Annotated in this window: 6 protein-coding genes; 1 reads left to right on the top strand and 5 read right to left on the bottom strand. The window is 49.5% G+C overall.

What is annotated here, in order from left to right:
* Nucleotides 1–48: 48 nt before the first annotated feature.
* The 4 genes from ACJJIR_RS09950 to ACJJIR_RS09935 all read right to left on the bottom strand — a co-directional run bounded on the left by ACJJIR_RS09950 (nucleotide 49) and on the right by ACJJIR_RS09935 (nucleotide 9,449).
* Nucleotides 49–6,675: a non-ribosomal peptide synthetase gene (locus ACJJIR_RS09950; RefSeq protein ID WP_444908229.1), complete on the bottom strand. Its 6,627-nt coding sequence runs from the start codon at nucleotides 6,673–6,675 to the stop codon at nucleotides 49–51.
* Nucleotides 6,653–8,068, bottom strand: a complete 1,416-nt coding sequence (locus ACJJIR_RS09945) for an isochorismate synthase (protein ID WP_444908228.1) — start codon at nucleotides 8,066–8,068, stop codon at nucleotides 6,653–6,655. The genes ACJJIR_RS09950 and ACJJIR_RS09945 overlap by 23 nt, the downstream gene beginning before the upstream one ends.
* Nucleotides 8,065–8,394 carry an isochorismate lyase gene (locus ACJJIR_RS09940; RefSeq protein ID WP_444908227.1) on the bottom strand — a complete coding sequence of 110 codons (330 nt, stop codon included), beginning with the start codon at nucleotides 8,392–8,394 and terminating at the stop codon, nucleotides 8,065–8,067. The genes ACJJIR_RS09945 and ACJJIR_RS09940 overlap by 4 nt, the downstream gene beginning before the upstream one ends.
* Before the next feature lie 317 nt (nucleotides 8,395–8,711).
* Nucleotides 8,712–9,449 carry a thioesterase II family protein gene (locus ACJJIR_RS09935; protein WP_444908226.1) on the bottom strand — a complete coding sequence of 246 codons (738 nt, stop codon included), beginning with the start codon at nucleotides 9,447–9,449 and terminating at the stop codon, nucleotides 8,712–8,714.
* A gap of 121 nt (nucleotides 9,450–9,570) precedes the next feature.
* On the opposite strand from ACJJIR_RS09935, the gene ACJJIR_RS09930 reads away from it, so the two are divergent.
* Nucleotides 9,571–11,175: a (2,3-dihydroxybenzoyl)adenylate synthase gene (locus ACJJIR_RS09930; protein WP_444908225.1), complete on the top strand. Its 1,605-nt coding sequence runs from the start codon at nucleotides 9,571–9,573 to the stop codon at nucleotides 11,173–11,175.
* An 84-nt stretch (nucleotides 11,176–11,259) separates the two neighbouring features.
* Here ACJJIR_RS09930 and ACJJIR_RS09925 read toward each other — a convergent pair whose 3' ends face one another.
* On the bottom strand, nucleotides 11,260–12,018 hold the full coding sequence (locus ACJJIR_RS09925) for an outer membrane protein (protein WP_444908224.1): 759 nt from the start codon (nucleotides 12,016–12,018) through the stop codon (nucleotides 11,260–11,262).
* Between the last annotated feature and the right edge of the window lie 312 nt (nucleotides 12,019–12,330).

Here is a 12,330-nt window from a genome sequence, read left to right as displayed (position 1 = left end):
GGGGTTAAAACTCCGTCCAATCGCTGAAAAATAATTTACTTATCAAATTCATATCACGCCCTCTTCCACCATATCCGCATCTATATCCACTGGCGGTTCCATTGTGCTTAGGGCACCGGCAACATCTGCCAGTCTCGGAGAGGCAAATAAACGTCTGAGGGGAAGGAGCAAACGGTGCTGCTGTTTTAGGCGGTCAATAAACCGGGTTGCCAATAAACTATCGCCACCCAATTCAAAGAAATTTTGATCGCGGTTTATTACGGGCAGGCTAAGAAGCTCTTGCCAAATCTGGGCTACCAGACGCTCGTTATCCGTCACCAGTTCAGCCGCTTTTTCCTGTTGCGGTTTTTCCACCGCATTCACGAGTTTTAATACTGAAGCCCGATCCAATTTGCCGTTTGCACTTAGGGGCATTTCCGGCAAAGTCACTATGAAATCCGGAACCATGTAGGAAGGCAGGTAACAGCGAAGATACTCGCGTAAGTCATCAGTATTAAAAGTTGAAGGACATTCAGGTTTGAGCACAACGGCAGCGACCAGCTGTTGTTCTTCTGTGGCCAGCACCAGGGCGCGCTGCACAAACATCTGACGATTAAATACGGTTTCGATTTCACCCAGTTCTATGCGATGGCCACGGACCTTGACCTGGCTATCGGCGCGCCCCAAAAATTCCAAGCATCCATTCGGCCAGTAGCGTCCAAGATCCCCTGTGCGATACCAGCGCTCACCATCGGCCGAAACAAAGCGCGCTTCGGTCAACTCGGGCGCCCCGCGATAGCCCATGGCGACACCATCACCACCGATCCACAGCTCTCCCGTTGTCCAGTCAGGGCAGTCGCGCCCCTGGGTATCCATCAGCCTGAATTTCTGGTTAGCCAGGGGGTATCCGTAGGGGATCGAGTGCCAGCTTGGGTCAACGTCTATAACTTCAAAACTGTTGGACCAAATAGAAGCTTCCGTGGCGCCCCCCAGTGCGATAAAACGGCAATCGGGCTGTATTTGTTTTAATCGCTGGGGTAAATCCAGGCCAATCCAATCCCCGGAATTTAATACCAAACGCAATTTGCCAGGCGGCGTACCGGTACCGACAGTGAGTAACATATCCAATAGCGCCGGTACCGTATTCCAGATGGTGATGCCGTAGTGACATACTCGTTGATGCCAGCACTCGGCATCCCGTCGGTCCTCCTCCTCAATCAAGACCAGCGCACCACCGACCGATAGCAGTCCAAAAATATCGTAAACAGAGAGGTCAAAATCCAGGGCTGAAATGGCCAGTACACGATCATTTTCATCAACAGAGAAACGTTCGTTGATATCGGCAATGGTATTCCAGGCGGCACCGTGACTGATCTCGACGCCCTTGGGTTCGCCAGTAGAGCCGGAAGTGAAAATGATATAAGCCAGTTGCTCAGCTTCTGTTGCAATAGGCTCATCTATAGGAGCGAACTGTTCGGCCTGTTGAATTGCACTTTGGTCGAGTACCACTTTTACATCAGCACGGCGCAACATTGACTCACGCCTTGCCTGCGGTTGATCGATACCAACAGGTAAGTAAGCGGCTCCCGCTGCGAGCACCCCCAAAACAGCGGCAATCTGGTCGGGCCCTTTCGCCAAGTTAACGGCCACCACCTCGGCAGGTGAAATCTGGCTTTCCAATAACCAGGCAGCGATGCGTAAAGCACGCTCAGCCAGAACGCCATAACTCAGGGAATTATCGTCACCCCAATATAAGGCGATATTGTCGGGATTCGCTTTTGCTTGCTGGAAAAATCGCTGCGACAAATTATCTGTTGGGTCAATTGCGGTACGCTTTTCAAGCTGGGTTCTCAATTCCCGTTGAGACTTGGGTAATAAATCAGGCGGTGTGGAATCCCATTCAGCGTCACCCGTCCATTGGAGCAAGCCGATATAGGCCTGGAACATTTCCGCGCACATCCCCTCAGGGAAAAGCGCTTCGACCACATCCCAATTTAAGAAAACGCCTCCCTCGACTTCGACCACCTGGTGATCCAACCAGACTTGCGGCGTTTGTGTCAGGGCCCAGATGGGTTCCCGCAGAGGCCCATCCTCCGGTGCCGCTGTGCCACCGGGAATACCCAGTGCACTGGTGAAGACCACGGGCATTGTGGCTTCCGCGTCGCTCTGTCGGCGGGCTAATTCCCGCATCAAGCTAACACTGGAAATATCGCGATGTTCCAGGGCCGCGCCAACTTCCCCTTGTATTTTTTTCGCTCGCACCAACCAGCTGTCACCGGCCTCAGGTCGGTAACCCACCAGGGTCAGGGAGGTGAAATCCCCCATTACCCGATAGATATCTGGATGAACTTCACGGCGATCAAACAGGGTAAGGTTCAAACTCAGGTCAGGGCGACTGCTCCAACGACTAAGCACCTCGGCAAAAGCTGTTAGAAGCAGACTTGATGGAGTGATTCCCTGCTCAGCCGCGCGCGCAACCAGGTTTTGCCAGGTCCGCTTATCAATATGCTGTTGATGGCGCACAAAGTGCGGGCGCTCAATGGATGCCGGCTCCCGCACTATGGGCAGCTGAGGCGCGGGAGGCAGCTCCGATAATTTGTGTTGCCAAAATGTTTTTGCGGCAGCCAGGGGACCTTCGGCAAGATCACTATCAAATACTGCGGTAGTTTGCGGCAATACATTGCGCACATAGTCGCGGAAAGAGAGTTCGATAGAAGGTAGATGGGTTTCAGGGCTTTGATAAAGAATATTTAACTCACGATAAAACAGCAGAATACTGAAGGCATCGAGAATCAAATTATCCAAACCGATAGCCAATCGGGTATTGCGCCCACAGCGCACAGCACGGACATCAAACAGTGGCCACCGGCTGGGCTCAAACACCTGCTCAGCGCACTCCTGTCGCAGTTGAGCAAAAGCAGAAGCTGGATCGCGGTCTACCTCTGTAACATCAATGGAAAATCTCGGCACATCGGCAAGGATGCGCTGACGACCTTCACTGTCGAATACAGCCCGCAGCATTTCATGGCGGGCAATCATCGCATTTAGTGCAGACTCCAAACGCTCCAGATCGAGATCAACAACGTCGTATTCGCGATAAAAATGACAACCGATACCACCCAAAACAAATTCCGGGTCCCTTCCCAGCCAATAGGCCCGCTGGACATCGGTAGGTTCAAAAGCGGCGTACCGATTGGCCTTATCCGATTGCCAGGGTGTAACAGTAATTTCGGTAGTGTCTTTATTTCGCTGTGGGTTCTCAGTTGGATCTTGAACTAATGTCGCAGCAAAGTCGGCCAAGCTGGGCTGGCTAAATAATTCCGACAGTGTGACACCTTCAAAGCCAGACTCGCGCAGATCTCGCACAACACGGGTTGCTAACAGGGAGTCACCTCCAAGTGCGAAGAAGTTATCGTCCCGGGCTATATCATTAACATCGAGGAATTTGCACCAGGCGGCAGCCACCTGCTGCTCTAATTTACCTTGCGGTGGGTTCTGCTTTGTCTGGTACTGCGACAGGGATTCATCGGCAAACTGCTGTAAACCGCCGCGATCAACTTTGCCATTGGCGGTAAGCGGTATTTCAGTGAGACACCAAAGCTCACTGGGCAACATGGCGCTGGTCAATCGTTGACTCAGGAACTCCCGCAAATCGTTCAAAGGTTCCTGCAACTGCTGCAAATCAACAAAGCACTTTTCTGGATTTATATTCCCTTGCGATAATTTGGATTCCAGAACGACAACCGCAACCACACCTCGCTGAGTCAGCAGTGCGACCGCTTGCGCAATCCCTTTGTGCGCAGTCAGTGCCGCTTCAATCTCGCCGAGTTCAATGCGGTGTCCGCGCACCTTGACCTGATTATCGGCGCGGCCCAAAAACTCCAGGCACCCGTTCGGCCAATAGCGGCCCAAGTCTCCGGTGCGGTACCAGCGCTCGCCTTCGTCTGTCACAAAACGGGCTGCGGTGATATCGGGAGCACCGCGATACCCCAAAGCAACGCCAGCACCACCGATCCATAACTCCCCTGTCACCCAGTCAGGGCAATCACGCCCCTGGGCATCCACCACTCTGAATTGCTGGTTGGCCAAAGGGTAACCATAGGGAATAGATCGCCAAGAGGAATCAACTTCTTTGACTTCAAAATTGTTCGACCAAATAGAAGCTTCGGTGGCCCCGCCCAAAGCGATAAAGCGGCAACCTGGGTTTACGCGCTTTAATCGTTCCGGCAGGTCAAGGCTGATCCAGTCGCCAGAATTTAATACCAGGCGCAGCTCCCCAGCTGGGGTATTACCACCCGTGGTCAGCAGCATATCCAAAAGCGCCGGCACCGTATTCCACACAGTAACGCCATGCTGGCACACCAGCTGATGCCAGCGCTCAGCATCCCGCCGGGATTCCTCTTCAACCAATACCAATGCACCGCCGGCGGACAAGAGCCCAAAAATATCGTAAACGGAAAGGTCAAAATCCAATGCTGATACGGCGAGCACGCGATCATTTTCATTAACCGAAAAGCGCGCGTTAATGTCCGCTATGGTGTTCCAGGCACTCCCGTGACTAATTTCGACGCCCTTAGGTTCACCGGTAGAGCCAGAGGTAAAAATGGTATAGGCGAGATCTTTGGCCTCTCCCACAACAGGCTTGGATAAAGGCGCGACACCGGAGAGCACAGACAAGTTATCTATAACCAGCTTGGCTCCAGCAAGTTTCAGTACGCGCTCTCTACGCAACGGTGGCTGGTCTATACCCAGTGGCAGATAAGCCGCTCCTGCCGCTAATACGCCCAAGGCTGCAATAATCTGCTCCGGCCCCTTGGGTAATAAAATACCGACCAAATCACCGGGCTCAACACTTTGAAGCTGTAAATACGCGGCCATCGCCAAAGCACTGTGGGCCAACTCCCCGTAACGGATTTGTTCACCGTTCCAATAGAGAGCCACTGCTTCCGGGCAGTTTTTAGCATTGCTAAAAAAATGTTCGTGTAATTGGTGAGACTGGTATGGCTTGGCTGTGGAATTTACCTGCTGCCGCTGGTGCTTTTGCTCCGCTGGCAGCAGCGATGGTATGGGCTGGGCCCAGAATTCCGGGCTACCGATCAGGCATTCCAGTAACTGCGTAAAGGCCGCAAACATGCCATCCAGAACGCCGGGAGCAAAAGCAGCTTCCCGCGCATCCCAGTTTACAGACAGGCCGCCTTTGAGCTCCATAACCTGTACGTCCAGCCACACTTGTGGCCCTTGGGAGATAATCCAATTGACATCTCCAAAGGCACTGCGAACTGACTCGCCAAATAATTCTCCCAGCCCAAGCGCACTGGTAAAGACAACCGGCGCAAACACCGTTTGTCCCTGTTGCCTGCTGAGGTCACGCAGCACCTCTACGCCGGAATAACTCCCGTGCGCTACATCCTGACGGAAGTTGTGTTGTAAACGCTGTGCACGCTCAACGAAGGTTCCACTCTGGCTGCCCTGCCAGGCAAGCAAGATCGAAGAAGTAAAGTCTCCTACCAGGGAGTTGACATCCCGGTGCAGGGATTCCCGGTCGAACAGGGGGAGATTCAGCAGGAAATCTGACTCTTCGCTATAGGCCGTAAGCACTTCCGCAAGCGCCGCTGCCAAGGTCATGGATAAAGTAATACCGTGACGACTCGCAAATTCCGCTAGCTGGTTTTTCCGATCAGCAGACAGACTATAGTGGCGACGAACAACGCGACGAGTGTCTTTAGACTCAATACCTATTGCAGTGGGTAATTGAGGAGCACCAGTCAAATCTGCCAGGCGATCCTGCCAGTGTTCTTTGGCCTGCTGCTTCTCAGCTCGGCGCTCTTCCTTTGAGTGAAGAGCGCTGCGGTCAGCCTGGTAGCGCGGATAACTGTAATTAAGCGGAACCAGAGACTGTTCTGGTTCCAGGTAGAGCTTGGCCAAGTCATTCAGTAACACGCGCAGACTAAAGGCATCTGCAGCTACCATATCCAGATTAATATGTAGGCGTGTGCCGCCAGCTTTTAATTCAGCAGGTAACATTGAGAGCTGTACATCAAAAACCTCGCCCTGCGATATATCCAGCTGCCGATGGGAGAGTTGCTCCCTAACAGCGATAAGACTCTGCTCCGCTTCTGCGGCAGCCTGATGCCTGAAATCATGAACCTTTAAACCGGGCCAGCTCACTTCTGCGGGAATCTGCTGTCGACCATCATCGAGGATTTGAACACGCAGCATCCCATGCCGCTCGAATAGGGAGCGCACAGCCTGTTCCAATCGATCAGGTACTACATCCTGACCATCAAACTCATGATAAAAATGTGCGGCAACGCCCCCTAAATATTGATTCGGGTCTCGTCCAATCCAATAGGCATGTTGCATCGGTGCCAAATCAAAGGGAGTGCCTTCATCAAAGGCTCCCGGCACAGATAAATGTTCACTGGTACTTTCTTCAGTTCCAGTAGCCAACTGAGGTAGAGAAAGCCAGGCTTCCAATTGAGGCACTGCAATAAGATCAGCAAATTTTACTTTGATCTTTTTCTGCCTTAATTGACCAGCTATCTTCATGATTTGTACTGAGTTGAGCCCCAGTGCAATTAAGTCAGCCTGCGGATGAATACCATTAATATCGGCATCAATAGCCTGACAAACTAAATCCTTTAACAAGCTGGCCGGGCTGATTGGCTCTAATTTATTCTGCGGCTTCGGCGACAAGAGATACGCTCCTTATTGCGTCTCGGATAACACGCATTTTGATGCAACTTTCACGATACTCGTGGGTAGGAAGGGAAGCCTCAACCAGGCCGCAACCGGCAAATAGTGTTACCGTGCCCGGAGTAATAAGTGCAGAACGCAGTGCAACAGCAAACTCCCCTTCCCCCTCGGCATTGAGCCAACCAACAGGTCCGGCATACCAACCGCGATCCAGGCCTTCATTTTCACGGATATACTTCAGTGCTTTTTTCCTCGGCAGGCCTCCCACCGCAGCACTGGGGTGTAAATCCGATAAGATATCCAACAGATTTACGCCATCTTTCACCAAGCCCTCTAGAGGCGTCAGCAAATGCTGAATTTGCTTTAATTTACAGAGTTGGGGCGGTTCTGGTTCCGCTACGCTGTGGCAGTATTTGCGCAAAATAGAAAGGAGATGTTGGACAACCAGGTCGTGTTCAAATCGGTCCTTATCGCTGTCAAGCAGAGATATCCCCAATTTATAATCAATTGCCGGATCTTTTCCCCGAGGTGCGCTACCGGCCAAAGCCACTGTGCTAATACGCCCGTCTTTACCAGCCGCTAAGCGCTCAGGCGAAGCCCCAAGAAAGCAACTTTTTCCGCGGGAAAAGGCAAATAAATAGGCATCGGGGTAAGATTCTTGTAAATATCCGAGAATACTTCCCGGGCAGCAATCCGCGCTCAGTGATTCAGAACGAGCGAGAACTACTTTTTGAAATTCGTTGCGCTTGATTGATTCGACCGCGCCTACTACACGCTGCTGCCAAGCCATTTGGCCTACATAATTTTGGCTAAAATCAGACTCCATCGAAAACAAATTGTCATTCGCAGAAAGGTCAGAGCTACGAGACAAAATATGCTGCCACCGCGCCTTCAGCCGCTCCGCAGTCTGATTGCATTCTGTTTGATCGGTAACGATAAAATTCATTACCAGATAACTGCGATCCCCTTCACAGTAAAGGGCCAACTCGGGCAACGTAAGCGCCCCTGCGGGAAAGTCTTGCCACAAGGATGAGGAATCTTTTTGGCTATCAAAAGCAAACCCACCACACAAAACCGGCCGATGCCCCCCGCTTACCACAGCGGAGGACATCAATTTTTGCCAATTGGCTTGGATTTCAGACCAAGATTCCCCTGGGGCACAACTAAATTCACAGGCAGAGCCAAAGGTCACAGCATATTCATCTCTAGAGGGCACACCCCACAGAGACGCGAACCTTTCATGCTGATAGCCGGAGGCAAACAACCCTATTGGGTTGCGTCTATGACATGGAGATGAAAACGATGCCAGAACCTCTGGCTGTCCCTGGCTTACCCTGGACTTGGCTTCCTGCAAACAGGCTTCCAGGCCAGCATATTTAGAGCGGCCCTTCATACACCTTCCTCAACTGGCAAGCCGCGCTCAGCGCGCCAATGCAGCTTTTGCTGAGTGATAAACCAGCGAATAATCCCGGTAAAAAGCTGCTCTATATAATCTGCGGAAAGTTGTTCTTTCTCAGCCCAACGACGGCGGTCAATCAACATCTCCGCAACCCGGTCTGGAGCAGGAATACTCGTTTCATCCGGCTTGAACTGGGCTGCTGACAAAACATACCCCATACGCCGCTGCAACAGCCTGATGATCTCACGATCAATGGAATCGATACCTTGGCGGATCTCATTCAGATTTTCACACTCCATTGGTAGCTTCGTTGCTTGCATAGAAACTCCATCACCTAAGCTGTTCATCTTCCCATCGATAATGAAACGTTATAACATATCATTTCTGAAATCAACGGGATGTTTGTTTTGGATTTGGGCGTCAGGGTGGAGAGAGTGTGTGCTACTTGTTACTAAAGAGAAATAATTCGAACATCATCAAAAATAATGATCCCGGATTAATCGAGGCAGAGATCCGCTATCTATTGAACGATGGAGAATATAGGGCCGCTCAACAGCCCTATTCTCCCGACAATTAATTTCGATAGCGTTACAAAAAACAGAAAGATTTTATACGGCCAACTTAACTTTACATGCAGTTAGGCCAAGCGGAGCTTCTGAACAATATGGCCAACCACCAGATCAGGACAATCTGACAGATAAAAATGGTTACCTGCGTATTCTTTCAATTGGAACTCACCATTGGTCCACTGCTGCCAACCCCGAGCTTCATCGGTGCTCAACTCAGGATCATCCCGTCCTAGCATCGCGGTGATGGGACAATCTAAAAGTTGGTCCGAGGACATCTTGCTGGTTTCGATCAATCGATAATCCTGGCGTATAGTAGGAAGTAGTAGAGCCCTTAACTCAGGAATTTCCAATAATTCAGGAGAGGTGCCGCCAAGCTCAATGAGTTGTTGGCACAGAGATTCATCACTCAACTGGTGTACGTTTCCAATCTTTTGAAATTGTGGCGCTTCGCGCGCAGAGACAAATATGTGTTCAGGACCGCACAATTTTTCGCGATACAAGGAGAGAGCCAATTCATGAGCAACTGTAGCTCCCATACTGTGCCCAAATACTGCCCAGGGTTTATCGATGACAGGTTTGATAGCCCTACTTAACAAAGCAATTAAAGTTTGCATATTTGTGGGCATAGTTTCATTACAGCGTTGCTCCCTACCCGGTAAACATACGAGAACCAATTCTATGGAATCTGGCAATAATTTCGCCCAAGGTCGATAAAGTGATGCTGTACCACCAGCATGAGGCAAACACAAAAGTCGGATAGCCGCTTTAGGTTGAGGGCGAGGGATTTGTAGCCAAGCGCCGGACATAGATTTATCTCAATAAGAAATTTGAAGCCGTGAATACTAACTGTTAATTCTTAATTTAGAAATCTGAAGAAGATTCAAAAAAACACTCCCCTGCTCCACCCAAACATTTCAGGAGACCAGCATGGAAAATAATTTACTTAATGGTTACACGCCTCACCCAAAGGAACTAGAGGATTTCTATCAGCAACAAGGAATTTGGGATAACCAACCTATTTGGGAGCTGATCACACGTAATGCGAAAAACTTTCCCAATCAATGCGCAGTTCGGGACCTATCGGATCAATTAACTTATGCTGAATTGGTTAATGAGGCCGATAGCATTGCTGCAGGCCTGGTGGAACAAGGCTACAAAGTTGGGGAGCGGGCAATACTCCAGTGGAGCAATCAGGTCAGTTTTATTACAACCCTGCTCGGCTTATTTCGAGCGGGACTGGTTCCTGTACTAGCTTTGCCTGCGCATCGCCAAAATGAAATATGCCATTTTGCACAGGTCTCGGGTGCCAGTATCTATATCACTTCAGGAGCGGAAAGTGATGCAAGCCGTCACAGCATGATAGAACAAATTGCTTCGCAATCTCCGACTTTGCGAGGCATATACAGTTCTGATGAAAATGACACATTCCCCTCCCTGCCCAGAACAGAATGCCAAGGCTTCACCCCTGTTCCCGTAGACCCCCACGCCCCAGCTCTATTCCTCGTTTCCGGTGGCACTACAGGACTTCCGAAACTTATTCCACGCTCCCACAATGACTATCGCTACAACATTACCTGCGCTACGGCTGCTTGTAATTTAGGAAAAGATGAAATCTATCTGGCAGTACTCCCCGCCGCCCATAATTTTCCATTGGGTTGCCCCGGCATTCTGGGCACGCTATCCATGGGTGGGCAGGTAATATTCACCAAAGATGCAAGCCCGGACTACTGCTTTGAGCTGATAGAGCGTTACGGCGTAACCGCCACAGCCCTGGTCCCAGCACTGGCTCAAGTCTGGACTGCAGCGACAGAATGGGAAGATGCTGATTTAAGCTCTCTCCGCTTACTTCAAGTTGGTGGCTCAAAGCTGAGTCCAACTGACGCCAATGCTGCGATAGATGCTTTTCCCGGTGCACTACAGCAGGTATTCGGAATGGCCGAAGGGTTGATTTGTTACACCCATCGCGAAGATAACAATGAAACCATCACCAATACTCAAGGAAGACCTATGAGTTCCCTCGATACTCTAAAAGTGGTTGATGAGTACGGGCAGGAAGTGAAAGCCGGAGAAGAAGGAGAACTGCTTACTCGCGGCCCCTATACACTGAGAGGCTATTACCGTGCAGAAGAACATAACCGACGCGCTTTTACCCCAGATGGATTCTATTGCAGCGGGGATCGTGTACGCATTCTGGACAATGGCAATATTGTAGTTACTGGACGACTCAAAGATGTTGTAAATCGGGGCGGGGAAACATTTGCATGTGACGAAATTGAAGAGCATCTACTCGCCCACCCCAGCATCCAACAAGCAGCTATCATTGCTTTGCCAGACCAAGAGATGGGAGAGCAAGTTGGAGCGACTATCGTATGTACGGATAAAGCGCCAAGCTTGCAAACGTTGCGCGACTTCTTAACCGAAAGGGGCCTGGCCAGCTTTAAGCTACCTGAGCAGCTTAAAGTGTTATCTCGTCTGCCGGTTACCGCAGTCGGGAAAGTTGATAAGAGGAAGCTCTTAGATCTTATCGATTAGTACTATTTGAGAGATTGAGCACCCATATTCATGAAAGTATGGCTTTAACCCATACTTTCATTTTAAATGAACAAGAAGTATAAATCAGAATATAAAGGATATACCAACTTGCAACACATTAAGGTTCCTTAAATCAAATTCTATATGGTCAAAGTCATTTATATAATACTCCCCCACCTTACCAACATTATGCAGCATGTATTCGGCACTTATACGGAAAGAGTTATTAAAGTTGTATCGCGCACCTAGACCTACATGGAAATAGCTTTTACTGAATTCATTTGACCCATAATAGTTACCACCAGCGTAAAATTCATCCATGGTATATGACCAGTCCAGCTGCGCAAAACTATAGCCCAACAACAAATACATGCAGGACCTGTCGCAATACCAAGATAAATCCAGAGTTCCTGTAATTGAAAATACATCCAAGCGATGTTTCTGATCGACCTGGTATCGCTCAATAACCGTAACTTCGTCATCGATATAATCGATATTTTCTACCGATATCGATCGCCCTAAATTTGTTCTGCCATAGCTAAAGCGAAGTTCAAACGGGTAGCCATTGAAGTCGATCCCGATATCGACGCTGCCCCAAGGCTCACTTCCTGAACTTGAGGTTTTGTAGTAACTATATTCGTAAAAATAATCGTAGTAGAAATATGGGTCATAAAGTACCCCTACAGTACGATAATCCTGCTTAACCTCCACCCTATTAACTCCACCATTCAGTGAAATAAATGGACGAAACCCCCACGGGTTTTCTAAACTGCCATAGTCAGCAGCTATGGCCTCCATGGAAAAAATAAGTGTTCCAAGAATGACAGCTGAGTGCAGGCGCATAGTAACCTCCTTGTCGCTTTACACAACTCAAACCCCTCACAGAATCCAATACATTGATTTGTCGATATGACCAACAGTCCTTTACAGCGGTACATAACACTATTTGTCAAAGCTCCCATGTTAATATCGACAAATCGTGTTCTTATGCAATGAAAAACTATGGATTCAAAGTAAACTTGTACTCATATAAATTTAAAAATAGCAGTTACTCCTAACTTCCAGGGCTCAATTTACTGCCAGGGTAGCGAAAGGTGTTAGCAAAGTGATGAACGGGCATAAACCAACAATGTAAGAACGAAGCCGTTAGATTTA

The sequence above is a fragment of the Microbulbifer maximicatervae (SeqCode) genome, from assembly GCF_052467385.1.
Note: the sequence above shows the minus strand (reverse complement) of the source record. Positions and strands in the feature narration are given on the sequence as shown.

Excerpts from the sequence above, each read along its gene's own strand:
- ACJJIR_RS09945 (WP_444908228.1), bottom strand. The coding sequence starts at position 8,068 with ATGAAGGGCCGCTCTAAATATGCTGGCCTGGAAGCCTGTTTGCAGGAA.
- ACJJIR_RS09940 (WP_444908227.1), bottom strand. The coding sequence starts at position 8,394 with ATGCAAGCAACGAAGCTACCAATGGAGTGTGAAAATCTGAATGAGATC.
- ACJJIR_RS09935 (WP_444908226.1), bottom strand. The coding sequence starts at position 9,449 with ATGTCCGGCGCTTGGCTACAAATCCCTCGCCCTCAACCTAAAGCGGCT.
- ACJJIR_RS09930 (WP_444908225.1), top strand. The coding sequence starts at position 9,571 with ATGGAAAATAATTTACTTAATGGTTACACGCCTCACCCAAAGGAACTA.
- ACJJIR_RS09925 (WP_444908224.1), bottom strand. The coding sequence starts at position 12,018 with ATGCGCCTGCACTCAGCTGTCATTCTTGGAACACTTATTTTTTCCATG.